Genomic DNA, 25,910 nt, shown 5'->3' with positions numbered 1-25,910 from the left:
TCACGAATTTTTGAGCCACTTAAGCATTCGTCATCTTCTGTTTGCTGCTGTGCAAACGGTAAGACTGTCCATTCATATTTAAAACACTGGAGTGGTAGGTGAGCCGGTCGACCAATGCGGCAACCAGCGTCTCGCTGGCAAACATCTCCGTCCATTTGGAAAACTCCAGGTTTGTCGTAATCACTGTACTGGCTCTTTCACTCCTTTCGGCAATCACTTTGAACAACATTTCAGATTCTTCCTGGTTGAATCTTGCATAACTTAATTCATCTATGAGCAGCAGGTCTGCTCCGCTCAAAGTTTTTTCCATCTTGCGCAACTGGTAATCATCATGGGCTTCACATAGCTCAGTTGCCAGCGTTGTGGCATTGCAGAAAATGACCTTCCAGCCCAGCAGACAGGCTTTCACTCCAAGGGCTGTCATCAGATGTGTTTTCCCCGTCCCCGGATTACCGATCATCACCAGGTTCTCATGCCTCTTTATGAAATCGCAGCTTGCCAGCTGCTTCACATATTCAGGCCGAACATGTTCCAGCCTTGTGAGATCAAACTCTTCCAGGGTCTTGAGCATGGGAAAGTGCGCTCTCTTCAGCCTGCGTTGCTGCTGTTTTTCCTGACGGGATGCATATTCCCGCTTCATCAACCCGAGCACGAATTCTTCCAGGCTTTGTCCGGGGCGGAATTTTTCCGCTGGTTCACCGACGTCTTTGAAAGTGGGAAGTTTAAGCTGTTTCGCATAGAAACGGAGTGCTTCCTTTACACCTGCGTCCTGCACATAGTGCCTCCTTCCTGTAAAAGCTGGTCATACATTGAAAGATCTGTCTGCTGCACTTTTACCGGGTCGGTAAGGATATGCGCTTTCCTGTCGGAAACCATAAATTGCTCTTTGTGCTCCCAAAAAGCGTTCTCTCCGTCGGCAGCACATAGCCGCAGAATCTCAACCAGCTGTTCGCTGCTGAATGCATTGGTCTCCAGGAACTGTAGCAGGGCAGCACTGAGGTTCTGCCGTACCGGTTTTGCTTCCAGGATGCTGCGCGGCTTGTATTCCAGCAACGGCAGATAATGCGCAAGTTTCAGAATCTGCTGGTTTTGCCCATAGTTTCTGGCGTGTTCAGCAATCAGTTCCCCCTTGGCAAAGATCCGAATCTGTTCAGCATAGGCTCGCACCGTGACCTCCTGTCCCACATATTTCACGGGCACAGAATAATCGTTAGCGACGAATCGGACAACAGAAAAGGGTGTTACTCGGCAGACTGCTGCTCTGCTTGCATCAAAAGGGCTGCCCGGCAGTGGGCAGAGACGTTTCTGGTCTTCCAGGAGCAGATCCTTTACAGGGTTCTCCCGTCCAGGGATTTTATGCGTATTCGCATACACCTTGCATTTATCCAGCAGGAGTCTGTTCAATTCGTCCAGCGCATCTACTCTGGGTACAGGGACAAAGACATTCCGGCGGACCCAGCCTACGAGATTCTCCACCAGTCCTTTTTCATTTCCACTCCGGACATTGCAGAAAACGGTATGGAAGCAATAATGGGCTGCAAATGCTTCATACTTTTCCTGGGCAATGGCTTCTTTGCCACCTTTTTCCTTAACGGCTACCCGGTCATTGTCAAAAATGACCTTAGCAGGGACGCCCCCAAAGAATTCCAGAGCTTTTCTCAATGCTTCAAGTAAAGCTTCCGTATTCTTCCTGCGGAAACAGACCACGAAAGGAGCACAGCTGTAGCAAAGGCGGGCACAAAAGAAATTGACTTTAGTACGCACTCCTTTGAGGTAAACCACAGCTTCACCCCAATCAATCTGCATCGCATCACCTGGAAGGTGAGCCAAAGGGACGAAGGCTTCCTGAAGATTGCCACGTAACAGATGAACGCAGCGCCGGACTGTGCTTGCACCTCCTGTAAATCCAGTTTCTTCTACCAGGCGGTCATAAATCCGCTTGGCTGTGTGGTGCTGCTTCTTATTGGGTTCTTTCGCATCTTCATCCAGACAGCTCTGGATGAATCGAGTCACCTCCTCTGTAATCACTGCAGATGTCCGATGATATTCGCAGCGGATGCCCGGGAGTGCATTTCCTTTGCAATACTTGGCCACAGTATTACGGGAGATATGCATTTCTCTGGCAATCTGGCGGATAGATTTTCCATCGCGAATGTACATCTGGCGAATTTGACCATAATCTTTCATAGTGATGACCATCCTAACATCAATCCCCTTAGAATCAAATTACTGACTCTAGTATAGGGGAACTTGTTTCAGAGTGGCTCACTTTTTCATGAGCATTTAGATCTTAAATGGCTCACTTTTATATTAGCATTCACATTCCTAATTGTAATTTTCTTTTTTCTTGCCACCGAACGTTGCGCAGAGCGCAGTTCGTAAATGGTTAGCTTTCCCTCTTCATAAAATTCATCCATCATTTTCTCACATTCAACCAGTGCTTGTGGGTTATCAGGATACTGGTTCAACATTTCATAAATCATATCCACTTCTTTTTGATGGGTATGAATTGTTTTTGCCTTCATCTCAACGCTTGGTCTATCTATTGAATATGGATTCTGCATTTCTATTAGCTCAATATTTTTTTGAATAAACTTCTGAATGATCTGTAATTCTTTAATCAACCTTTTATTATTTTTCTTTCTCAATTCATCGTTTGTATCCTCCCATAGTTGTTTTAATATTTTAACCAACCGTTCATTCGTTAAAGTAAACCCGCTGATTACTCTCCAATTCTCAAGTTCCAATGGTGCCAGAGAATGAATAAACTCCCAACGTCCGATGCAATCAATATATTCATATAGAAAATGATAATACTCTTGTTTCTGGTTTAGGTTTCCAATAAGCTTCCCTTGATTAAAAAAATCCATTGCAGAAATAAGCAAGGTATCTTTACTCTTTATGTCTACAAATGAAAGCATCTTAACAAAATCCACATCAACAACAATCTCTTTTTGGATTCTCTTGTAAAACTGAAAAAAGTCTGGCCATTTTTCTTGATAACCACAAACATACATTCCTTGTGCCAGCGACACAAAATAATTGATTCCAAAATAGAAAATACCATTATTGTTTTTATATATTTTTTCATTCAGTGACTGATTTTGCAATCTTCCCCATGCTGTCAGTTGCATTTCTTCGTTTCCAGCCTCAAGTACTTCATTCACAAATCGCTTCATGAACAGTTGCTGATCGCTGTACTCTGATTCTCCGTTCATGAGTAAGTTCCAAATAATGCGATTGATTCGTTCCCTCTTCTCCTGATTCTGCAGATGCTGCGTATAATCTAATTTTGATGGTTCTGTACTTTTTTTCTCATTTTCTATTTTTTTGACGTAATCATATCCTTCATATCCAAGAAAGCAGAATAAATAATACGAATCATGATTTTGCCCATTCTTCATTAATTCTTTAAATGTAGCTTTCGGATTTTTGCTGTTTAAAACATGAGAATAAAATTCAAACAGGGTCTTATCATCACCTTTATTTTTAAACAGATAAACTTCTTCCAACGACTTTCCAGGCTTTAATTTTTCAAACATGTTATGATGGAAAAATTTCAAATAGAGAACTTTCAAAATGATTCTCTTTGCTTCCTCAGACAGCCCTTCCTTTTTAGATAAATATAACTTGGACTCTATTAAATAATTCCGAACCCTTCGTACAGAAAAATTACCAGCTTTTATCTTTTCCAGCTCTATTTCTTCATAGCTTTGCTGCAATGCAAGAAAAAGAGGACCATAACTACTAAGTAATGCTGCTTTTCGATAATCTTCAATCTCCCATCTCTTCAAATCCGTATATTCTGCTTTTTCGGTCTCATCCCATAAATAGCAAATCAGTTTTCTGTAAGGGATATCACTTATATTCACTTCAAAAGGAAGATACTTTTCTCTGAACTGAAAATCAATTCCTTGTCCATTCAACACAGATGCATCATATTCCAATATAAATTTTGCCTTGTTACTGCATAATCTTTCTGCAATGGCAAACAATCTTTTCACATATTCAGAGTCATGTACCCGCTCAATATCTTCAAAAACAATCAGAACCGGCTTTTCCAATTGGAGCAGGTCCTCTCTGAGTCCTACAATAGTAGAAGACGCTTCAACAGAAGAATGGAACAGTTGTGGCAATGACAACTTGCCCCACAAAGTTTCTTTGATACACTGAAGCAATTCTGTTGCATAAAAAGAGTAAATATGGTTTTCTTTCAAGACCTGGGAAATTTTTTGGATGAGTACTTTATCAAAATCTTTATAACTGTACGCCAACGATTCAATATGAATCACATCCCACTTTTCATTTTCCATGAGATCAGTACACAACCGATCAACCACAAAAGATTTTCCTTCTCCATAAGGAGACTGAACTCCCAATATGTTGTCATCTTTAATCAAAATCCTAATTCTTTCCAAATCAGCCTGATGTTCTGGAAAGAGCAGGTGTTTCTCGTTTTCTTCCAAAGTCCGTGCATTATTACGATTCTTATATTTCCATATGCAATAACAAATCAATAGGACTACTAAATTTATTATGAAATATAAGAATTTCATTCTGGCAGGTTCCAAAGAATGCCAAATGATAAAGCATTCTCCCAACCCCAAGTAAATATTCTTTAGGATCTTATCAGCATTCCTGGACCTACCATACCATAACCAGAAAAAGGCAAAGAGCGCATTCAACAGGGAAATGGCAATCTGCTGCTTTACGATTTGTTCACTGAACAAGATGAAAATAACACAAGCAAAGATTGCAATTATCAAGGTTCTTTGTATCGTCTGCCATTTCATTTTAAGGTTCCTCTTTTTAACCATATTTGAGAAAATAGTTAGTTGTAAAATGAATTTGAACAGGTAATCAAAAAGCAAAAATCCATAGCGAAGCTTCATGTTAAAATGGTTTTGCGAAAAATCATCAACAAAGGAGCAATCTCTATGGATCACATCCATTCTAACACAATTGAAGACGTACGTATACCCGGCCGTCATCTTTCTTTGGAAGAACGTGACATGATTCAAGCTCTGTACCGCTAGGGGATTTCCCTTCGCACACGACTCAAACGCCACAATGGATTTTGCTGAGGGATTTCATCCCAAAGGGCATGTCCAGAGAGCGGTTCTCTGATGAGAATATTCTGAAAACATGGACAGATATGCAGAAACAGCTCCCACGGCGTATTTTGGGCTACCATACGCCGTCAGAGCTATTTGATGCATTCCTCGATGAAGTTTATGCTATTGAGTGTATTTCTTGATTATAGTTGTTCAAATTCAACTTGCAATTTACCAATAAGTTTTAAAGGAAGTTACCCAAACTTTCTCCCAATCCCCCGCACTTTTTCCTTCTCCTCCGGGCTCATGGCCGTAACATACACCGTTACCCCATAAAGCAGCGTATACCCTAGCACTTTAAGGAGGAATACAACTTTCCCAGAACCGGGAACCACATGATCCACACCATACCCAATAACTAGGCAAATCCCTACACGCAGGGTAATTTTACCAATTTCTTTCCAGAATTCCGGAATATCCAGCCCGATATATTTCTTGTAGAAATAGTTCATGACCACCCCATTCCCCATCAACATGGAAAAACCAGTGGCCACCGCACAACCTATGCCGCCGTATTTCATTCCCAAAGGGATGGCCAGCACCAGGTTCAGCACTCCGGTGAGAAAATAAATCTTCGCCCGGAAGTCATATCGGTTCATGGCCTGTAGAATGGCCAGACCAATATTCTGGATCAGATCAATGGTAAAGGGCAGGATGATCAGGATGGTGATCCAATAGGACTCTTCAAAACCGGTTCCCGCCCACAGCTGGATAAACTGCCGGCCGAAAATCATAAAGCCGGTGGCCACCAGCGCCAGCAGATAATACTGCCAGCGGCCGATCTGGATAAATAAAGCAGACAGCTCCCTCATCGGTTTTCTCTGGGCCACCATTTCTGTGATATGGGGCAGATAGACACCGGAGATTGCTGTGGATAAAGCCATATAATTCATATAGATCAGGGAAGCGATGGAATACACAGCCACTGCCGCCGTCCCCTGCACAATCCCCAGGATGATCTGATTGGTCTTCCAGAACACCTGGTCAATGAGGCTGACACAGAAAACACTCAATGCCAGCTTCTTGAAATCACGGAACAGGTCCTGATTCCAGTAATGGAATCGGATGGTAATGTGCAGCCTGACAAAACAGTAGTAGATCCGTGCCAGGATCAGCCCCACATTCAGCGCCGTCTGGGCCACCGCCACTGCCATGGCCGTAGGATACTTCTGGAGAATCAGGATGACCAATGCCGGCTGCAGAATCAGCTGTACCGTTTCCAGCCCTTTCAGGAACAGGAATTTTTCATGGGCATTGATCACCGACCGGAACACCATGGTGGAAAGGCTCACCGCAATGTTGAACAGCAGCAGCAGGAACATCTGCCGAGCTTCCTGTAACTCCCCCGCCGTCATACTGGCCCCGAAAATCCCATCCAGATTCCAGTAACAGACAATCCCCACCAGCAGAGAAAGAGCCGTGGCACCCCCATACCCATACAGAGAAATGGCCAGAATATTTTCCATCCCCACCTTGTCCTTTAACGCTTTGTACTTGGTATAAAACCGGGTAACCGCCGCCGTCAGGCCAAAATCCATGATGCTGAAATAGGCAATCAGGGATCCAATCAGTTGGTACAGGCCATATTCCGATTTTCCAATATAGTGCAGGAGAATGGGGACGTAAAGGAAACCGACGATAGCGTGAAGGGCTATATTCAGATAGCTGAGTAAGATACCTACTTTACGTTCGTTCATTATTCATCCAATCTTTATATTTCTGTAGTTTCTTGATAAATGTCTGCATATGCGTAAGCTAAGATTATCCAATATGTATAAAGCCATATTAAAGATCCATTGCATCCAGCTACAGCACTGCCAATCAATGACAACGTAATAGCTAATGTATCCAATTGATCATACCCAGTTGTCTGTTTGAGCTTTCTCAAAAGCTTCAAGAAAATATAAAATAAGGGTAATAAAAATGTTATCAGACCAATGATACCATACTGTGCAAATTTAGATACATACTCATTCAACGCATCTAAGCTATATTTTAGCGGACCTTGTTCATTAAAACTCTGGACCCATAATTGAACTTCTTGATTTTGCAAGTCGTATTCATTAAAATTATGAACCGTATAGGAAGATGTAAGCTGATTCCCCACGCCAAATAACGGATGTTCAATTCCTGTCTTTAAATTAGAACGAATTCGAGCATACCGTGCGCCATTGCTCCTGACATTTTTTTTCGTTAAAGATCCAACATTATCACTTAAATAACTTTCTACAGTAACAGATTTTTGATGCTGTTGCTGCATAAAATTTTTAATAAACCCTACTGATAATAAAAGTGAAAACACAGAAATTCCAAATATAATTATGACTCGCTTTAAATATATTTTTCTTGTTAAGAAAATCGACATAAAAACAAATAGAATAAAAAGGCCCCAATACATTGCCACAGGAGTGCGTGCTTTAGTCATAAAAATTAAGAAAGTATAGAAAACAGTTAAAATCAGTTCAGGTGTCAATATTTTTTTTGCTTTCAAAATTTGCAACCATAAAAAAGGCAACGCAAATCCTGCATAATTGCCCATTTGAGATGGTTCTGAAAATACAGAACGAAGTTGATTTTTCCAAAGAAGTGGAGGCCACCAGCCATGTTGTATTGCTGTTGTATGCAACAGTGGATTGATTTTCATCAAAATAAACTTGGCAAAAGGATTACCTGCTAAATAAAGTAATTCAATGCAGGAATAAACTGAGAGAATACAAACAGTCACAGTGACGCATTTATATAATAAGCTTAAATACACCGGATACTTTTTTTTTAAGATTATGTACAAAATAAAAGAGAAACCAAAGGTATAAAGGACATAGGAAATTGTCCCCTTAACTGCTCTGATTCCAATCCAGCCAACTAAGAGGTTTTGTGCCGATATAGTAATATTATGCTGCTGAAAAAATTGAAGTAACCGTGGTAGTTTTTCAATTTGAGAGATAGGTCCGGATAATATTGCGTCATAATACGGATAAATCAATAATCCATGAATACTGCTAATCAAAAAAACACATAATAAAAAAGCTAAATATTTCAGCTTCTGTCTTTCTTGAATTTCAAATTTTATTTTTCCCGTATACAATTCTATTAGCTTTAATAAAAATAATAAGCTTAGAGAGTACCATGTTAATTTATTAGCAAACCCACTGCTAATGGTATTCAATTGCAACATTTTAGGTATATTATCAAAGATCAATGAAACTATAGAAATACCAATAAGAATACTATATCTATCCATAAGTCTCCTTTCATATACAACATAACGTCTTCCGGACGATATCTTTAAAACATGAGAAAGCTAAGGACTTTGTTTTTTATATAAATTAAGCTTCTTTTTCCATAAATTCTCGATTTTTATTTTTTGCAATATTTTTTTTAAAATATTGCTTAACAAAAGACATCCTCCATACAATAAAATATTTTGATGCATTATCAATCTATACTGCAATCTCCCTTTCCATCTCATAGCAGAAGTATCTGCATTTTTTCCCAAGTACCATAATGTATTTGAAAAATTTTTCTTAGCAGAAAGATATCTCTGTAAAATAGAAGCATTCTCATTTTGAAACTCCATTTTAATCAAGTCTTTTAAAATCATGATAGCTCTTTCAGGCAATTGTGCCTTTAAGTAATTCTCTTGATCAATTTCCTGCAATCTTTTAAATAATAGTTCAAAATTTTTCCAATATGATGCATTGTAGCTCTTTGTTGCCTGTCCTTTCCGTACAACGTAATAATACAGAGGTTCTTGCATTATATACATATTGTTTATGTTACACAACACCTTAAAGATACCGACCTGATCTTCACTATGGATAAGATCCTTTCCGGCCTCCAATGCAGCATGTACAAAGTTGCGTTTAAAAAGCCTAGTACAGAGGAATCCGGACATTCCTGCCAATCCTGTAGATTTATCATACAGAAAATTACTTGATAAAAGCTGATATATATTTTTTTTATCATAATAACCAGGTGCAGGACGGACTGTAGCAGGCATTTCTCGTCCATCTACTACATCATAATATTGACAGGAAACCAAATCAACCTGGTATTTTTGTTGAAATCGCAGCATACGTTCTACAATTTGCAGCGAAACGTAATCATCTGCATCAACAAACATAATAAATTCTCCGTGGGAGTGGAAAAAGCCGTTCAATCTAGCTGCAGTAACTCCAGTATTCTCTTGCGCAATAAAGTATATCCGCGAGTCTCTCTCTGCATATTGTTTGCAAATAGACACACTGTTATCTGGACTTCCATCATCTATTACAATAATTTCAATATTTTTATAGGTTTGTAACACTAAACTATCCAAGCATTTAGCTAAATAATCTTGGACTTTATATACGGGTATAATAATAGACACTAATGGTTTTGATACTAATATTTTATCATCCATTGATTATTCCTTTGAAAACTTAATCGTTCTTAGTTTTTCCTTCCATTACAGCCATCATTCTTAAGTACATATCCTTTAAATTCTTAGTTGCTTTCCATCCGAGATTTTCCAATTTACTGATATCTAAATGAAGATGATGGGAAGGCGGAAATTTAAAACTTATTTCTGTTTCATTATAAGGGAATTGAACTTGAATTTTATCTTCCGCAATTTGTTGTGCTACCAACTGTGCCATCTCGACAATACTGCAATAGGTTTCTGGATTCCCTGCATTATAGGATTCTCCATTCGCGCCTTCTAAAAGCACTGTTAAAATAGCAGTCACCGCATCTGCTGTATAGAGATATTCTCTCTTACTAGTCCCGCTGGTTTGTAGAACTATATCTTTCCCGTCCATGGCATCTCGGGCAAATTCGGCAAAAACCCGTTTGTCATCTTTCAAAACGCCGGGCCCAAATGTCTGCGCCAAACGAATCACCTTAGCTGGTACATGATATTCCTGCGCATAGCTGGCACATAAATTCTCACAAAGCCGTTTGGAAAGGGGATAACAGCTGCGTACCGTCATGGAATCCAACGTACATCCCTGAGATTCCGGGATTAATGTATCAGCCTGGGGAGCGCCATAAACTTCCATACTGGACAAATAAATAAAGCTTTTTACCGCCTTTTCTTTTGCCAGCTTCAACAAATTGGACGTTCCCTGAACTGCAATCTGGATGGTTTCCACAGGATGCTCCACAAAAAACAAACTGGCAGTCGGACTGGCCCCATGGATGATATAATCTACTGACTCATTGATTTCAGGAAGCTGTTCAACGGATCCCTGGAGAAAATGTAGCACTTCATTTTCATGGCCCAGCATCTGCTCTGCTTTTTCCAGATTCCGAACCAAGGCAAATATCTTCAAACGTAATTTTTTTGCCGTATTGGCGTAACAAAGGGCCTTGATTACAGTTGATCCAATGAGTCCTGTGCCGCCAGTTACCAGGACACTCTGCCCCTGCAATTGATTCCAGGGAATATAATCAGCCTGGCTGACGGCAGCCAGGTCTTCTTGTAAAACATCTTCCATTGCACCCATAATAATCCTCACAATCCAAGAATCTGCAAGTTTTCCCGGGCATCCATGATGGCCCGGAATACGTAAAAGTCAGACGGCGTAGTAATCTTTATATTTTCTGCCGGGCCTTCTACCGTAAAAAGTTCATGTCCAAAATACTGCATCAGGCTGGCCGAATCAATAAAATCATTCAGCCCTTCCGCCTGCGCTTTCTGATGGGCTTCATAGATTTCCTGCAGTTTAAAGCATTGAGGTGCTTTGGCCATTTCACAGCGGGAACGGTCGAAGATTTGACCCACTCGATTGTTCTGTTTCTCCTTTAAAAAAATGGTTTCAATTGCAGGAGACACTGTAATCCCATTGCCATTTTCCTTTACGCTGGAAATGCATCGTGTTATGGTATCTTCATTGATTAAAGGCCGCACCCCATCATGGATCAAAACAGTATGGTTTCCTCCATACAGTTCTTCTGCAGCTTTTATTCCATGGTAGATTGATTCCTGACCAGTAGAGCCACCTGGGACAATCTTCCTAACTTTAGTAATCCTGAACTTTTTTAATAGAGCTGCTGCATAACCAATCCAGTCTTCCAGGCAAACCAGAATGATATGGTCAATCATGGGATGGTTCTCAAAATTCTCCAACGTATAAATCAATACCGGTTTTCCATGCATTTCCAGAAATTGCTTTGGTTTTGATTTGGTATTCATACGTTTTCCGGTACCACCGGCAAAAATAACGGCTATGTTCATAAGCTCATTCCTTTACATAGACTTTCATATCGTGGGTTTGTCTTTTTTCCACAGGCGGAAGCTCCATATAATCGCCATAAAGCCCATGAAGGTAAGAATCCCAACAAGAAAAAGTTGGGAACTTATGACCTTCAAACTCTACCATAACTTGCTCTTCAAACTCACTTTTCAACATGCGCTCACCTACACCATAAAGGCCCCAAGTGATAGCACCTACGTATTGGCAGGTATTATAAGGATATTGCTGAGCCAGTTCATTAATTTTTTTTGTACAACGTTTTTTTCCATAAATTCTTGCCAAGGGTTTTAAAATATATTTAGCATATTTATGAAAAGTTGTTTTTCCTTCCCCAAGCTTTACATCAGCTAAAGTAAATAACTTGCGATAAAAACCACATAGCTTATAGATATGACGAACTTGTTGTAAAGATTCAGGTAATCCATCAACAGGAAAAATATCAATCCATAATTGAGCGTTTATATTATCTGTTGAATATTGTGTTTCCACTACGGTTTTAGTATCAACAATTTTAGCAAAAGGGGCCGAAAAATTCCCCAATCGTTCAGCTCTGAGTTGATATCCTTGTGATATTTTAGGATAAACATCGATTAGTTTTTCAAAATCTTTTCGGGGCATACATACATCTATGTCGTCATCCCAAGGAATAAATCCATGATGACGAACAGCTCCTAAAAGAGTTCCGCCACTTAAATAAAAACGCAAATGTTTTTTTTGGCAAAACTCCTGAAAAGAAAGTAGAATATTTAATTCTCTGCTTTTTATTTCTTTTTCTTTTAAAAGGATTGTCGATTTTTTATCCATAAATTATACACCCTCACTCGAGCACAATATATTTTAAAATCCATCATTCCTCTTCATATCTGATTTTCCTAATAAAATCCCAGATAGCAGCGCTAATATAATTTGGAATGAACTGATTAAACAATATTGCTACTTTTACTTTCTTTTCAACATTAGAGTCACCCAGAATTTTAATCAGATCCTTGTGCAACAGTTTTTCATATACTTTTATAGCATCTTTCTGTTGCTTTGATAATCCACTTCCATTTTTCTTAGAAATACAAGCCAATACTGCCATTTTCCAAAGACTTGCTTTACTAATTCTCAGTCCTTTTCTTTGATAAAGTTCATAACGTTCTTTAGCAATATCAGCAGATAATAAGCTTTTTGCCATATTGGCATTATTTGTTAGACTATTTGCTCTACGTACATAGTAATATAGACAATTAGAAGTTGATATAATTTTTTTTACCTTTAATGCTAAATATGTTAGTAATTTGTAATCTTCTAATACAATTGCCTTTTCGTCAAATTTTAGTCCCTGATACAAATTTCTTTTTATAACTTTAAACATCAATATACTTTTCAAACGTACATCTAAAGATAATTCAAAAATAAATTTTTCTTGAGAAATTGTATAAGGAAATCCTGTGTGAACTTCTTCAATTTTTCCATAATGATCATTATAATAATCAAACAAAAGGCAATCAGGTTGTTCTTTTTTTAATAATTCTACAATAGTTTTTTCCCAGTCGTTAGCCACATAATCATCCGAATCTACCCATGCAACATATTTACCCTTTGCTTTAGTTAGGCCTAAATTTCTTGCAGATGCAACTCCACCATTCTCCTTGCTGTAAACATAGAAATTTTGATTATTTGTTGCGTATTCTTGACAAATTATATAACTATTATCTGTTGATCCATCATCGATACAAATAATTTCCATGTTAGAATCCATCTGACCAACCAAAGAATCGAGGCAACGCCGTATATACTTTTCAACATTATACACTGGAATGATAACTGATAATAACATAGTTTTCTACACCTTTGATCTTAGGAAAATTTTATAAAACCATTCTCGCATATGATTTGGCATAATCCTTACAATACTTCTTGTCGTACAATTTAAAGCAAATTGTATATTATTAATAAATCCAGCACTTAACATAAATTTTTGGAATGAAATATCTTGTTTTAAATATTGCATTCCTCCACGTCTTTTAAATAAATCTTTATCTGCCCTGCAATACAATAATGCTTCCTGTAAATTTTGCATTTTGTAACCATGTAAAAGCATCCTTATACATAAATCATAATCTTCAAACCACAAAAAGTGTCTATAATTACCACTAGCCATGACCGCAGATTTTCTAAACATAACCGAAGGGTGTCGCATAGGATTTCTTTTTTTCGCAAACTCTATAATATTTCTGCTTCCAGTGGGATATATAACTAATTGATCAGGATGATGAAAATCAGAGCTGAATTCTTCTACATTGGTACCGATTACAGCAATATCGGGATGAGTCCGTAAAAATTCCAACTGTTTTTGAAAACGTTCTGGATGACATATATCATCGGTATCCATTCTTGCCACTATTTCATTTCTACATTCTAAAAGTCCATCTCTTAATGCAATGCCTAACCCTTGATTTTTTTTGTGAATTACAAAATGAAATAATCCCGTTGTCTCTTGGTATTCTCTCAAAACATTTTCAAGTTCCGGTGTAAGCGGACCATCTTTTACCATAACAATCTCATCAGGTTGAATAGTATTATTTAATATACTATCCAAAGACTCTCTGAGAAAAGTTGGATTTTCGTTTTTATAGATAGAAATTAAAGCTGAAAATTTATCCATTTTTATTACCTTTTTTACATTATATTTTTACATATACCATAAAAGTTTCATATTTATTAAATAATCTCGCAAAAGTGGTAAATTAATTAGCCAAGACAAAATATCAATGGCAGCAACACAAAGAATAAGTTCAACAATCTTCCATATGCTAAATATATTAATATTTTTACCAGGTAAATTGCAAGTTAAATTTGAACAACTATAGTCAAGAAACACACTCAATAGCATAAACTTCATCGAGGAATGCATCAAATAGCTCTGACGGCGTATGGTAGCCCAAAACACGACGTGGGCGCTGGTTCAGCGCATCTGCCATATTTTTCAGGATATCCTCATCAGAGAACCGCTCTATGGGCATACCCTTTGGATGGGTGAAAGCCCTCAGCAAAAGCCATTGTGGCGTTTGAGTCGTGTGCGAAGGGAAATCCCCTAACGGTACAGAGCCTGAATTATGCCACGTTCCTCCTAAGAAAGATGGCGGCCGGGTATACGTACGTCCTCAATTGTGTTAGAATGGATGTGATCCATAGTGATTGCTCCTTTGTTGATGATTTCTCGCAAAACCATTTTAACATGAAGCTTCACTATGGATTTTTGTTTTTTGATTAACTGTTCAAATTCATTTTACAACTAACCGTCTAAAAATTTTATCTAACTTTCTCCGAATTTTTCTCAAATGTCTTTGACGCAAGATACCCGTATGATTCAAATCTTTGAGTCTTCGATTAAAAATCCGTTCAGCACGGAAAGCATAATGGATAAAGTTGCCGTGTTTTTTCCCGTTTTTCCCCTTTTTTAAAATGCCCTTATTTGTATAATTTTGATACAGGTTACGACAGCTGATCCGTTTACCGTTAATGTATCCCCCGTTTCTCTCTATAGTACCGATTTTTTGGTAAAGACGACGGTAATACCTTGCAACAGTCTTATCTCTCACGGTAATCCTATGTCCGTCATAAGAAAAGCCCAGGAAATTAATGACATTGTTCTTCTTTTCTGGGTCTGATAAGTTTTGGATTTGACGTTGCTCAGTTAAAAGATATTTTTGCGTCTTTTCAGGAGAGAGTTTTACAAGATTTTTATTACTGCAGTTGCTTTTCTGTACAAAAATTTCTTTTAGATTGTTTAAGAATTGATTCCATTGACCTTCTGACATATCTTTACAGGGAAGAAGAATCATAAAATCATCAGAATATCTGCGATAATAGCCACCGTATTTGGCGACTTGTTGAGCAATCTGCTGGTCGTATTCAACCATATAAATATTGGCCAGGACTCCACTTAAGGGTGACCCCTGTGGGATACCATATGGTCTGTGATTTTTCTTGATAATGAACTCGTCATTTTTATCTCCCCTTTTTCTACGGCTCAGGATACGAAATTCGTCTTTTGTCAGAATAATTGGTGCATGAGAAAGCTGCCTTCTGGTCATACCTTTGTATTTTAGAATAGCGTCATATTCCACATAACTATATTGGGTAACAGCCTGGTACACCTTGAAAAAATCATCTGATAGTCGTTTTTCTTTAAGGACTTGACACAGCTGCTTTTTTAAATAGGTATGATCAATATAATCAAAAAAATGGGTAAAATCACCGATAATGACGTAACAAGGAGCATGATGAATCAAAAAGGCAAACGCTTCTTCTGCAAACTCAATATTCGACTGACCTCTCATACAATTCCTGTAAGCAATGGAGATCTTGGAAATTCCACAACTCGCCACAAACTCATTATACGCAGTATTCAGCTTTTCACCATAATAGCGATAAATCCAGGAATCCAAATGATCCGCATACATGATATCCCGTTTTTTATTTTTGGGAGAAAATCCACCTGCAACTTTCTTTATTTTATTTTCTTCAATAATAAAGTGAAGAAAAGGATAGAAGCCATGTGTCCTAACCTTCTCAGGATTTGTGATATATTTCAGGACAGAATCTGTGAGACAGCTTCGATAATCAAAATGGACATACATGCTTGCTTTATCTTCGATTCGTTTTCTTATCGCTTCTTTGCTTCCTGAATCCATGAAATACTCCCTATATATGAAAAGCCCGCCAATCTCAACGGGTAGATTTGTCAACGATTGGCGGGTCTATACAATTTAACTGAGCCTTAAGGCCCCTACCCTAATGAAGCATGAGTTCCTGTGGTATGATAGAATCACACACAGGCTGGACATCATCCACCGGCATCCTTCAGATGCTGATGCAAGTCGTACCGCTCATCATTCAGTTCTGTCTTGGCAATGAACCAGCAGACAAAGAATCACGTGATTCTTTGTCTGCGTCAAACCAAACCATCGCTATCGTGAAGGAGGTCTTGACTTTGATAAAATCCTCCGGCACCCCTATAGAATACCGTCCTGGAATCGTTCATCAAGATTGATGAAAATTCCTTACGTACATCATAAAGGTTTATGATGATAATGTCAATATATAGACATATACCATATGTGTATCATACAATCACTCATAGTATCGATGCAGATCAGTAGACCGTACAGGCGAATCAATCAGGACGATCGACCCTACGGTGGCTGGGTGAACCGATAACTCCAACGCCGTAGGGGCCGTCCTTCTGGTTGGCCCGCAATCGCAATCTGCATAAAGAAAGCAGGGCCGCAGCCCTGCTTTCTTTACAACACTCCATTCAATTTTCCCAGTTCCCGGATCTGCTCCACCGATACTTTCGTGATGCGGGCGATGGTCTCCATAGGGATCTTTTCCCGCAGCATGCCCAGGATGTTGCTGTTGCGTTCCTGCTGGATGCCTTTTTCCAAATTTTCTCTTGCAATAGATTCTCCCAACGTACACATTTCGCTCGCCTCTCTTTCCATATCTACTGTCATGAGAATAGCAAATTCCGTTTCCAAAATCTGCTTTTTTATCTCCGTTTCCATTTTCGGCTCCATCAGTACACTGAAGAGTTTCAAGACATCCTTCTGTCTTCGTTCTGGGTTTCCCAATCCCAATATTGCAATGGTCTCCAAGTCGTATTCTATTTTATCATACTCTGTGTCGCCTACCAACCGGTATGGAACGAATGGCTGGGGTTCCTTCCAGATATTTTTCCATAACGGTCTGGACGGAACATGCCCCAAACTCCGGTACAATGGCCTTCAATAGCCAGGCCAGGATGGGTTTGTTGGCCAGCAATCGGCAGCAGGCACGATCTAGCCGTTCCACCTTGGAATAATTGCTGAGATCCTGTGCAAGTGTGGTATTTTGTTGCATTTCATCACACCTTTCATTTGGATTGATCAAAAAGACCTATAGTCCCTATTCGACAGCCAAATGAAAGTCCCTCCCGTCAAAAACGCCGGCCGTCATTATCTGCAAAATTCCCGCAACTTCGTGAAAAAGGGGGCGGGTCGATCACGGCAAGCGATCCCTGCAGGGTCGGCGATAACCGTACGACTGCTATGCTGCCGTATGACCCCAACGCCGCATTGGCGATAACCAGGCTTTTTCAACATTCCCATCAGACAGAAAAAAGGGGATGTGAAGAAATGATTTTCACATCCCCGAATAGGTCATTTTCTGTCAAAAGCTACTTATTCTCATGTCCCTTATTGCTCATACAAACCGCTTCCTGAACCCATTTTTTGTAATCTTTGATTATATCTTCCTTAGTTCCCTTATCATCAAGTCGATGCTCATATACATAATCCACAAGATTTTGAAAATCTTCCCTTTCCTTGATTTGATTCCAGAACTTACCAAAATCTACTGTTTCTTGTTTCAATTTCTCAATGTCTTCCTTGCTAAAAGGGGATACGACCCACGCAAAGGTATTACGCCCCACATCAAACCAGGAATTAAAGTATCTGTGAATATAATATAAAGTTGTCAGATCTTTTTCTCTATCCAATGCTAGATGTGGATATGCATTACACGCAATGGTTACAATTCGAGACTGCTGCAAAGAAATCTGCAAGATTTCTTCTGTTGTATGGGTGTCCAATTCCGGAAGTATCTTTTCATTTCCCTCGAAGACACATCGTTGTAATTTCACCTCATTGGGTTCTTTTCCATCTGAAGCAATTTCAAGGACTTTTACATCTCCCACGTTCAACCAAGATTGAATTGCATTTTGAGGATAAATGCATATCCTTTTTGGCTCCGAGTCTTGATTCATTTGATTATAAAGTTTATCAATTATTTTCAAAGGAGGTTTTACCATACTGCCATTCCACGTTCGTTCAGCCGAATAGACATAAAAAACATCTTTGTTCCAAATCATTTTTAAACTCTTACTTAGCAGTTCTGCTTTTTCATTCCAACGTTCATTCTCTCTTGTAAATAGTATTTGCTCTGTTTTAATCAACGGGAGTAAGATTTTCTCAAGAGAAGAAATCATTTTCCCCTTCTCTGCTTTAAAGTCTTCAATTAATGGTAAAAACAGTGCATAAAAGCTTGCCTCACCTGAAGACAACTCTGATCTTTTATTTTCGATAATCTCTTTTATTTTATATTCCAAAATACACTTTATATCTTTATAAACTATATTAAAGGTTTCTTGTTTCTTATTTCTACGTATTTCAGCTCGATTTAGAGAAAGATATTCCCTCGTTGGAAATCCTAAAAAGTCGATGCATCCATACAATTTATCTAAGTAAAAATTACTAGCAGTCAAGTAATGGGAATCTACAGACATCCCCTTAAAAGTTAGAGCTATCCCTTTTCGACGTTTTCCACTTAGATCGTCTCTAATTGTGAAACTTATATTATTCGTAATATCATACGCATTAAACCAAGATTTATCTTTTCCCCGGTAATAAACGATATCAGATTCCTCCTGTTCCTTCTGTAAAGCGGAGTTATTTAAAATGCCATAATTTCTTTCACAAATCTTCCGTCTTCCCTTTTCCGTCTTAAAATAATATGACACTTGGATGGGAAATATAGGATTACCGATTTCATCGTCCAGGCAATCAATAATATAGAACAGGACCAGAGCTTCTTTCTCATTTTTAAAATCAGTTGAAAACGGATCCAATTCCATATAATGAGAGTCAAAATTCCCACCCAAATTGAATTTTTGGATTTGCATATTCTCTGATGATATACAAAAATGAAACGTCGTACCAACAGGAAGTTTACTATCATCTTCCAGATTGATATAAGATATTCTCCCGCTATCGCGATGGGACCTAAATGTTACTTTTTTCCCGTTTTCTCTTTCCGGTTGGGTTTCACACTCTAATTTATCCGTTACCTGAAAAACTGATTGAAGTCCTAATCCAAATGCTCCAGTAGGCTGTAACCATTTAGGCATGGTATCAACGGTAAGGTTACTTTTTAGAATATGCTCACTCTGCCCAATTTTCATCATTTGTTTCAATCGTTTATCAGTAATTCCTGTCCCATGATCCTTTACGAAAATCTCAATATAGGAATTTCTTTCCTCTTTTTCCTGATTATAAATAACTTCAACAGTAATTGGAAAACGATTATAGTCAGCGAAAGGAATATCGTAAGGTGTAATCTTATCAATATTTTCTAATTCCAAAGAATCACAAATGTCATGATGCTGGAGTAAATTCCAGAATCTGAGTTTCGTTGCATCCAGAGCATTTTGAATCAGTTCACGAATGCATGAGAACCTATTTTTATAAATATTGGCGCCTTCAAAAACCTCGAAAATTGAGTCGTTATCGACTTTAAAGCTGGCAAGGGTATCCCCTTCCAATTTTTGACCATTCAAGAAAATTCTCGGATTTTCCAAGATTGGAGCAGAACCATAATTATCAGGCATGATATTTGTCCAATGCTCAGATATTTCCCTAATTTCATCTTTGATCCATCCAACCCAGGAGCTAGCTGCCTGGAAGGAATTTTCATCTGGACAGTCCAATTCAATTTCGATTCGTTCTGGTATGACCAGAAAATGTCTGAGAGAGCTGTGCTTTCTTTGGTGTGCACGTGTGGTCTCTGGAACCTTTCCATTGATGGGATATGCATTTTCATCAAACCGGCCATTATCCATATCCAACAAATCGGCCAACCGTAATAAAGCAGCAACTCGACGAGGATAGATCAAATCGTCTGAACCGCCCATACCTGAAGCAACTTTATCCAACTTTAAAACATCATCGAAAGGTGCGCCATGAAGTTCTGCAAATTTGCTCAGCAAATAAATAAACCGTTCTTGAATGAATCCATTTGCGCTTAGATTCAGTTTAAAAGGGGAAATCCCTTCTAGCTGGTTTCTGATTAAATCAGAGCTTCTTTGGGCATGACTTCTCCGGAAATAATCTGCTGAAAGAACAGTGACAGCCCATTTCACTTGCACAGGCCAGTTTTTAGAACGCTTCTCAAAATCTTTCTTCCGGACGATTCGTGCATATTCTTTTAAATCAGAAGAGTCGTCGATTTTCTTTAAATAAGATTGGAACGGTTCAGAATCCCATATTTTTACCAATTCGTCCTCTTGAATCAGCATCCCCAAATCATGCGTATATGCACTCATGAGCAGCAGCCAAGTTTCAGTGGCACCAATTTGGGCAATTCTCTTTTCTCCCAGAAGCTGTTCCATGCGCATCAAGACTGTATCCGAATGGGAAGCATCATGAAGGCTATAATGGGGAAAACAAAGTACGATATTTTTAAGCACATTGGCAATATCCCGTTTTTCGACCAGCCAATTGTTGTAAAGTTCTCTATAGATTTCTCCTCTATCACGAAAAGAGGCCAAATGATTTTCCAATGTGAGCATATTATCGTAATTTTCCATTTTCTACCTCCAGCAAATTGTGCAATGATGTTTCGTAACCAATTTGGTTTGAGATGTATGGCTGAAATAAAGATGCCGATTATTATAAAACGAACTCTTGTTTTTATGGTATACGATTTTCTGGTTGTTTGCAAGAAGATTGTTTAGTATAACAGATATTGTGAGTTACATAAGAATTTTCCAACCTGTGGTATCGGCTATCGCCGATAACCCCTCCATCCATGCTGTAGCATGGATACTTCCTCCCCACAGTGGGAGAACTTGGTTGCTGTCTTATATTTTGTTGCCAGTCATAGTAATTTCCATTTACCATAGTATGAACTGTTTCCTTTATTACAATTTCTGTTGACTTTTCTAATTTTTTTGATATAATTTTCTTATCGGATATTTCTTATTACAAACTACTGAAAAATTCCTAGCATTGGAGTGATACCCTTGTTGCCCATCAACTCCCGGGACCATCGTCCCTGGCTGCATGTTTCCCGTGTGGCTGCTTCCATTCTGCATTCCACCTTTACCCGCTTCAAGTACAACCATTTCGAGGATTCCTATCGCCCACTGTAACCTGTGTAAGGAAGTTGAACGCTTCCCTGTGCACAGACTGTTTCTGTACCCTTTTGGGTATCAGCGCGATTGGGATCCTGTTTTTTATTCTCTGAAACTGTTTCAATGAAAACCAGGAGCCGCAGCCCCTGGCTTTTTTATGCCCTTTTTGGGGTATTCCCTATCAACGAAAGGAGTATTTGATTATGACACAACGCCGTATGCTGACCAGAGACATCATCTGCAGTTCCCATTTCATGAAGCTGCCCATCAAGTCCCAGTTCCTGTACATCCACCTGGTGATGGATGCAGATGACGATGGCTTCATTGCCAATCCCCAGGCCGTGGCCATGATTACCCGGACCTCCAAACGGGATCTGAATGAACTGGTGAAGCAGCGATACCTTTATATATTCTCCAGCGGTGTGGGACTGATCCGGCACTGGAAACTGCACAATCACATCCGGGCTGACCGCTACCGGGCGACGATATACACGGAAAAGAACCAGGTGTACGAGTCGGATGCCAAAACCTGGGAACTCATCGAGGAATATGAGCTGCCGGACCGCCCACCGAAAAAACCATTGGAAAGGAAAATGGAAGCACAGATAAGGAACCAGTGGGAGGAGGAAGAAATCCCTTTCTGATCGGCGAATGACTGGCTGACAGGCTGGTATGTCATTCCGGATGACAAAACGGTATGCCAAACGGGATGGCAGGCAGGGTGTCAATGGGTATGCCACTTGGGCGGCTTTCTGGTATGTCGCTTTGGGTGACGCAGGTAAGGATAGGATAAAGAGATTAAATAAAATAATTTAGTGCAGCCTAAGAAAAGGAAAGGATAAGATCTACTGTACGACTGTTATCTTACTTGGTGACCTTCAACGCCGTAGGAGCCGTCCTTCTGGTCGGCCCGCAATCGCAAGCTGCATAAAGAAAGCAGGGCCGCAGCCCTGCTTTCTTTACAACACTCCATTCAATTTTCCCAGTTCCCGGATCTGCTCCACCGATACTTTCGTGATGCGGGCAATGGTCTCCATAGGGATCTTTTCCGGTTCTTTGTCAAATGTTGGGGTAAGATCCAATTCATCTACCACACACGGACGTGAGCGATTTTTGCTCACGTCTGTTTTTATTTTAATTTCACCATCGAAAGCAGTAAAATCCGAGAACGGAATCGTTCAAAGTTGCGAAAACCAAATGCTACTCTCTTTAACACCTTAATCTTATTGTTCATTCCTTCCTGTCAAGGCCGGGTTCAATTTGACCCATTTGGCCGGTTAAAAGTGACCCAATAAAACGGTAAATTCAATGCTTTTTCTGCCTTAGGGCCGGAAGTCCTTAAAGCCGGTTTTCCCAAGGCCGGGCTGGGGGACGGCCGGATTCAAACCTGCACGCAGACGATCTTTCAGCCGGTAACTCTCACCTCTAATATTTATCACATGAGCATGGTACAGCAATCGGTCCAGGATAGCAGTCGCAATCACTGAATCGCTCATGAGTTCACCCCAGTCACTGAAATACTTGTTGCTGGTCATAATTATGGTGCCCCGCTCGTAGCGGGCACAGACAATCTGGAACAGCAATTCTGCCTGCTGCCGGCTCAGCTGCATATAGCCAACTTCATCTATCACCAGGACATCTGGCCGGGCGTAAAATTTGCAGCGCCTGGACAACAGCCTTTTTTCCCGACGCTTTTCCAGATCTTCAATAAGATGGGCTAGCGTAATGAAGTATGCGGTTTTGCCGTGGTGCAGGGTTTCTACCGCAAACGCGGTGGCCAGGTGCGTCTTGCCGACCCCCGGCGGGCCCAGCAGGATCAGATTTTCACCTCGTTCCACAAAAGCAAGTGTACGCAGTTCCTGGAGCTGTTTCGGATTCAGGCTGGGCTGGAACGAAAAATCGAATTCCTCCAGGGTCTTCACGGCCGGGATCCGCGCAGCTTTCATCCTTTTCCGGATGGCTTTCTCAGTTCGTTCCTTCTGTTGAAAGCTCAGGAGCTGGTCGAGAAACGAAATAAAAGTCGAGTCTTTTGCAGCGGCCGTTTCCAGAAGGGCATCCAGCTGGCAGGCTGCCTCCGGCATATTGAATTCAGCCAGGAGCTGCCTGGCATGCTCCACTTCAAGCATTGGATACCACCTCCATCAGCCTGTCGTAAAGGGCTAGAGGTCGTTTCACCACATCCTCTTTCATCTGGATTCCTGCCGTTCGAGGGTAAGCAATGCCTTCCTTTGCCTCCAATCCGCTGTATTGCGCCTGCTGCGGAACATAATATCCCTTTACTTCAGAGAGCGGTATATCTGCCACAGGAAGGTTATCTACGAATACCTGTACATGGTTCTGGTACAGCCGGACCCGGGCTTCTCTGCCGCTGTAATGCCAATCTATACCATAGAGATGACCATCGAAACTGACGAATCCATCTTTGGAAATCCGCCGATCTTCCCAGCGGTAACGGTTACGCAGTTCCTGAGGCGGGAGCGGGTTCAAATGCTCGGCCGCCAATTCCTGCAGAGGGATTTTCCCTGTAGTCCCATGCTTCTTGCCGTTCACATGCTGGCACCATTGAAGAGCCTGACGGTTCAGGTCGTACAGATTGGTGAAACGTCTTCCAGGCAGGAAATTCTCCTTGAGATAACGGACAGAACGTTCCACCTTCCCTTTCGTCTGAGGCCGGCGTACCTTACAGGTGGAAGGCTTGAAGCCCATATCGGCACAGAAACTTTCGAAAGCGGGAAGGAAGATGGTCTTACCGGCCTCGTGTTTCAGGACAACTGTCTTCATGTTGTCTGTCAGCACAACATCAGGAACTCCGCCGAAATATTCGAAAGCGTTCAGGATGCAGCGTTCCAGGCTTTTGAGGTCACACCGCTTTGTGAATTCCACGTACCTGGCCCTGGAGTATCCCAGGGTCATGACGAAAGCCGGAACTTTATGGAATTCGCCATCTGTGCCCAAATATTGGCAGATTCCCCAATCCATCTGGGCTTGTCTGCCGGGCTCGGTTTCATACCGTGGCACAGCCGGGATGGTCTTTGGCGGACGAAAAACGTGGACATAATCCTTGATGATGGTCTTCCCACCGGTGTAACCCATCTGTTGCAAGGTCTCCAGGATGACGACGCAGTTGAATATGCCATCGTGCATCATCTGGTTGACCTGCGGCTTAAAGGGATCCAGAATGGAACCGCGCTTATGAGGTTGCTCCGGCAGAGTAGCCACTTGCATATACTTCTTGGCCGTATTCTTGGAAATATTCTGCTCTTTACCGATAGCATATGCGCTCTTGCCTTTTCTTGCACTATCGCGTATTATCATAATAAGCCCACTTCCTATCATTTGGACTACCTCCTAACAAGTTTGGTCGCTTATTATTATGGTAATCCACTTTGGTATGAGGTGGGTCATTTTTTTCCGGCCCTTTAGGTCAATTATAGTCCGGCCTTAACACTTCCGTAAAACCATTCGAATACGCTTGACTCAATCCTTCCAAAATCTCTGTCTTCCAATCAGTGAACGTCTTTATAACACTCTTGAATTCTTCAACCCCACTTTCTTCGACTAATGATAACCAACGAGATAAGAATGAAGCAATAGCAGACCGTTCTTTCATAGAAAATACCTTAAAGAATGCCTCTTTTAAGGCATAGGCTCTCTGTAATTCTGAAGACTGCTTCAAGATTTCCCGAAGGCTGGCCAGTTCTTCTTCTGTCAGACGATCACCCCTCTTGTTCAAGATATGTTTGTTTCTCTTGAAATAAATTCTTTTTTCGTCGAATAACTTTTGTACATTTTTCCTAACCCGTTCAAGCGCCCAAATGACCAGTCTCTGTATGTGGAATCGGTCACCAATAATTGTTGCACCAGGAAACATCGCTCTGATGACCTTGCGGAAAAGTGACGAAAGGTCCATTACGACAAATTTTACTTTCAATCGCTCTGCTCTTGAAAATTGGCTAAAATAACGAATCAATTCCAGCGCTGTCCTCTTTGGCAAAATATCGAGAGTTTCATGACGCTGAGGGTCATTCACAGCGACCTGGTATCTTTGCCCATGAGCGTTCCCACGAAATTCGTCTAAAGAAAGAACTTCAGGCAGATGGAGAGGCCGTTTAAAAGTAAGTCCATCAAAATACCGGATTACGGTGGAAACAGAGACACCATGGCTTCTGGCAATGGCTTTAAAGCTCGCCAGTTCAGAACAGGCTTGGATGATGCTGTTCTTTACATCGTTAGAACGCCGCTGGTAATGCTCGACGCCAGGAATTTTTTCATAAAATGTCTTATGGCAGCAAGGGCAAAAAAATCTTCTTTTATGAACAATAGCAGAAACAGGATGGGTGTTCCAGTGCCCTAAGAGGACTTTTTGGTCCCGATAGTCCTTAATATGAAGAATTTTATGATGACAGTAGGGGCAACGAGAAGCTGTAGAAGTGAATTCCACGTAAAGGAGGAGGCTGGATCCCAATTTTTCAAATTCTTTTATGGAACCCTCTTCCCAATGGAAGCTTTTTTCGATAAAATGAAAGAAAGACATATCTATTCTCCTTTCAGTTCTTCGTGGTGGTTGAGGTGAAATGTAGCTTAGATATGTCTTTATTTTATCGTAAGACAAGGGGTCTTGTG

At 40.3% G+C, this 25,910-nt stretch carries 20 protein-coding genes and 2 pseudogenes; 2 read left to right on the top strand and 20 right to left on the bottom strand.

From position 1 onward, the window contains the following. Nucleotides 1-19: 19 nt before the first annotated feature. The 15 genes and pseudogenes from istB (BQ5462_RS06480) to BQ5462_RS06415 all read right to left on the bottom strand — a co-directional run bounded on the left by istB (BQ5462_RS06480) (nt 20) and on the right by BQ5462_RS06415 (nt 20,741). Nucleotides 20-775, bottom strand: a complete 756-nt coding sequence (gene istB, locus BQ5462_RS06480; protein ID WP_071141678.1) for an IS21-like element helper ATPase IstB — start codon at nt 773-775, stop codon at nt 20-22. Continuing rightward, nucleotides 757-2,199: an IS21 family transposase gene (gene istA, locus BQ5462_RS06475; RefSeq protein WP_071141677.1), complete on the bottom strand. Its 1,443-nt coding sequence runs from the start codon at nt 2,197-2,199 to the stop codon at nt 757-759. Before istA (BQ5462_RS06475) ends, istB (BQ5462_RS06480) begins: the two co-directional genes overlap by 19 nt. A gap of 74 nt (nt 2,200-2,273) precedes the next feature. Beyond that, entirely contained in the window at nt 2,274-4,793 is a 2,520-nt protein-coding gene (locus tag BQ5462_RS06470) for a P-loop NTPase fold protein (RefSeq protein ID WP_143038027.1), read from the bottom strand. A 515-nt stretch (nt 4,794-5,308) separates the two neighbouring features. Then, a complete protein-coding gene (locus BQ5462_RS06465) occupies nt 5,309-6,811 on the bottom strand; it encodes an oligosaccharide flippase family protein (RefSeq protein WP_071142555.1) in 1,503 nt (500 codons plus the stop codon). A 14-nt stretch (nt 6,812-6,825) separates the two neighbouring features. Beyond that, nucleotides 6,826-8,355: an O-antigen ligase family protein gene (locus tag BQ5462_RS06460; protein WP_071142554.1), complete on the bottom strand. Its 1,530-nt coding sequence runs from the start codon at nt 8,353-8,355 to the stop codon at nt 6,826-6,828. 60 nt (nt 8,356-8,415) lie between these two features. Beyond that, nucleotides 8,416-9,516 (bottom strand): glycosyltransferase family 2 protein, encoded by a 1,101-nt coding sequence (locus BQ5462_RS06455; RefSeq protein ID WP_071142553.1) that lies wholly within the window; start codon nt 9,514-9,516, stop codon nt 8,416-8,418. Between the two features lie 19 nt (nt 9,517-9,535). Beyond that, nucleotides 9,536-10,600 carry an NAD-dependent epimerase/dehydratase family protein gene (locus BQ5462_RS06450; RefSeq protein ID WP_071142552.1) on the bottom strand — a complete coding sequence of 355 codons (1,065 nt, stop codon included), beginning with the start codon at nt 10,598-10,600 and terminating at the stop codon, nt 9,536-9,538. An 8-nt stretch (nt 10,601-10,608) separates the two neighbouring features. Continuing rightward, the gene (gene ispD / locus BQ5462_RS06445; RefSeq protein ID WP_071142551.1) at nt 10,609-11,331 is read right to left on the bottom strand and encodes a 2-C-methyl-D-erythritol 4-phosphate cytidylyltransferase; all 723 of its coding nucleotides are present in this window, start codon (nt 11,329-11,331) and stop codon (nt 10,609-10,611) included. A gap of 4 nt (nt 11,332-11,335) precedes the next feature. Beyond that, nucleotides 11,336-12,154 (bottom strand): LicD family protein, encoded by an 819-nt coding sequence (locus BQ5462_RS06440; protein ID WP_071142550.1) that lies wholly within the window; start codon nt 12,152-12,154, stop codon nt 11,336-11,338. A 43-nt stretch (nt 12,155-12,197) separates the two neighbouring features. Further along, on the bottom strand, nt 12,198-13,172 hold the full coding sequence (locus BQ5462_RS06435; protein WP_071142549.1) for a glycosyltransferase family 2 protein: 975 nt from the start codon (nt 13,170-13,172) through the stop codon (nt 12,198-12,200). A 6-nt stretch (nt 13,173-13,178) separates the two neighbouring features. Continuing rightward, nucleotides 13,179-14,000 (bottom strand): glycosyltransferase, encoded by an 822-nt coding sequence (locus BQ5462_RS06430; protein ID WP_071142548.1) that lies wholly within the window; start codon nt 13,998-14,000, stop codon nt 13,179-13,181. A 205-nt stretch (nt 14,001-14,205) separates the two neighbouring features. Next, nucleotides 14,206-14,417: pseudogene (locus tag BQ5462_RS11785) on the bottom strand (IS30 family transposase); the annotation flags it as partial. A 202-nt stretch (nt 14,418-14,619) separates the two neighbouring features. Next, on the bottom strand, nt 14,620-16,032 hold the full coding sequence (locus BQ5462_RS06425; RefSeq protein WP_071142547.1) for a reverse transcriptase domain-containing protein: 1,413 nt from the start codon (nt 16,030-16,032) through the stop codon (nt 14,620-14,622). 609 nt (nt 16,033-16,641) lie between these two features. Next, a complete protein-coding gene (locus BQ5462_RS11155; protein ID WP_143038026.1) occupies nt 16,642-16,821 on the bottom strand; it encodes a monoheme cytochrome c in 180 nt (59 codons plus the stop codon). 734 nt (nt 16,822-17,555) lie between these two features. Next, nucleotides 17,556-20,741, bottom strand: a complete 3,186-nt coding sequence (locus tag BQ5462_RS06415) for an ATP-binding protein (protein WP_083378095.1) — start codon at nt 20,739-20,741, stop codon at nt 17,556-17,558. Nucleotides 20,742-21,176: 435 nt separating this feature from the next. On the opposite strand from BQ5462_RS06415, the gene BQ5462_RS11515 reads away from it, so the two are divergent. Beyond that, entirely contained in the window at nt 21,177-21,305 is a 129-nt protein-coding gene (locus BQ5462_RS11515) for a hypothetical protein (protein ID WP_268802579.1), read from the top strand. Between the two features lie 185 nt (nt 21,306-21,490). Next, a complete protein-coding gene (locus BQ5462_RS06405; RefSeq protein WP_143038025.1) occupies nt 21,491-21,931 on the top strand; it encodes a hypothetical protein in 441 nt (146 codons plus the stop codon). 315 nt (nt 21,932-22,246) lie between these two features. Here BQ5462_RS06405 and BQ5462_RS11510 read toward each other — a convergent pair whose 3' ends face one another. The 5 genes and pseudogenes from BQ5462_RS11510 to BQ5462_RS06390 form a co-directional block, all read right to left on the bottom strand. Then, nucleotides 22,247-22,369 carry a hypothetical protein gene (locus tag BQ5462_RS11510; protein ID WP_268873072.1) on the bottom strand — a complete coding sequence of 41 codons (123 nt, stop codon included), beginning with the start codon at nt 22,367-22,369 and terminating at the stop codon, nt 22,247-22,249. Nucleotides 22,370-22,416: 47 nt separating this feature from the next. After that, nucleotides 22,417-22,527: pseudogene (locus BQ5462_RS10925) on the bottom strand (transposase); the annotation flags it as partial. A gap of 82 nt (nt 22,528-22,609) precedes the next feature. Beyond that, complete coding sequence (istB, locus tag BQ5462_RS06400) at nt 22,610-23,413, bottom strand: IS21-like element helper ATPase IstB (protein ID WP_071141508.1); 804 nt, start codon at nt 23,411-23,413, stop codon at nt 22,610-22,612. Then, a complete protein-coding gene (istA, locus tag BQ5462_RS06395) occupies nt 23,406-24,602 on the bottom strand; it encodes an IS21 family transposase (protein WP_205407907.1) in 1,197 nt (398 codons plus the stop codon). The genes istB (BQ5462_RS06400) and istA (BQ5462_RS06395) overlap by 8 nt, the downstream gene beginning before the upstream one ends. Nucleotides 24,603-24,711: 109 nt before the next feature. Beyond that, nucleotides 24,712-25,821, bottom strand: coding sequence for an ISL3 family transposase (locus tag BQ5462_RS06390; RefSeq protein ID WP_071142543.1), 1,110 nt, complete (start codon nt 25,819-25,821; stop codon nt 24,712-24,714). Between the last annotated feature and the right edge of the window lie 89 nt (nt 25,822-25,910).

This window comes from Acidaminococcus timonensis (assembly GCF_900106585.1).
In the GTDB taxonomy this organism is placed as follows: Bacteria; Bacillota; Negativicutes; order Acidaminococcales; family Acidaminococcaceae; genus Acidaminococcus; species Acidaminococcus timonensis.
The sequence above is the reverse complement of the archived record's forward strand: the minus strand, read 5'-3'. Positions and strand labels throughout refer to the sequence as shown.

What these genes read in the sequence shown, in the direction of transcription:
- BQ5462_RS06430 (WP_071142548.1), bottom strand. Translation starts at nt 14,000, where the DNA reads ATGGATAAATTTTCAGCTTTAATTTCTATCTATAAAAACGAAAATCCA.
- BQ5462_RS06425 (WP_071142547.1), bottom strand. Translation starts at nt 16,032, where the DNA reads ATGGATTCAGGAAGCAAAGAAGCGATAAGAAAACGAATCGAAGATAAA.
- BQ5462_RS06415 (WP_083378095.1), bottom strand. Translation starts at nt 20,741, where the DNA reads ATGGAAAATTACGATAATATGCTCACATTGGAAAATCATTTGGCCTCT.
- BQ5462_RS06435 (WP_071142549.1), bottom strand. Translation starts at nt 13,172, where the DNA reads ATGTTATTATCAGTTATCATTCCAGTGTATAATGTTGAAAAGTATATA.
- BQ5462_RS06455 (WP_071142553.1), bottom strand. Translation starts at nt 9,516, where the DNA reads ATGGATGATAAAATATTAGTATCAAAACCATTAGTGTCTATTATTATA.
- istA (WP_071141677.1), bottom strand. Translation starts at nt 2,199, where the DNA reads ATGGTCATCACTATGAAAGATTATGGTCAAATTCGCCAGATGTACATT.
- BQ5462_RS06440 (WP_071142550.1), bottom strand. Translation starts at nt 12,154, where the DNA reads ATGGATAAAAAATCGACAATCCTTTTAAAAGAAAAAGAAATAAAAAGC.
- BQ5462_RS06450 (WP_071142552.1), bottom strand. Translation starts at nt 10,600, where the DNA reads ATGGGTGCAATGGAAGATGTTTTACAAGAAGACCTGGCTGCCGTCAGC.
- ispD (WP_071142551.1), bottom strand. Translation starts at nt 11,331, where the DNA reads ATGAACATAGCCGTTATTTTTGCCGGTGGTACCGGAAAACGTATGAAT.
- BQ5462_RS11155 (WP_143038026.1), bottom strand. Translation starts at nt 16,821, where the DNA reads ATGTGTACGTTGGGAGAATCTATTGCAAGAGAAAATTTGGAAAAAGGC.
- BQ5462_RS06390 (WP_071142543.1), bottom strand. Translation starts at nt 25,821, where the DNA reads ATGTCTTTCTTTCATTTTATCGAAAAAAGCTTCCATTGGGAAGAGGGT.
- BQ5462_RS06470 (WP_143038027.1), bottom strand. Translation starts at nt 4,793, where the DNA reads ATGAAATGGCAGACGATACAAAGAACCTTGATAATTGCAATCTTTGCT.
- BQ5462_RS06465 (WP_071142555.1), bottom strand. Translation starts at nt 6,811, where the DNA reads ATGAACGAACGTAAAGTAGGTATCTTACTCAGCTATCTGAATATAGCC.
- BQ5462_RS06460 (WP_071142554.1), bottom strand. Translation starts at nt 8,355, where the DNA reads ATGGATAGATATAGTATTCTTATTGGTATTTCTATAGTTTCATTGATC.
- istA (WP_205407907.1), bottom strand. Translation starts at nt 24,602, where the DNA reads ATGATAATACGCGATAGTGCAAGAAAAGGCAAGAGCGCATATGCTATC.
- istB (WP_071141508.1), bottom strand. Translation starts at nt 23,413, where the DNA reads ATGCTTGAAGTGGAGCATGCCAGGCAGCTCCTGGCTGAATTCAATATG.
- BQ5462_RS06405 (WP_143038025.1), top strand. Translation starts at nt 21,491, where the DNA reads ATGACACAACGCCGTATGCTGACCAGAGACATCATCTGCAGTTCCCAT.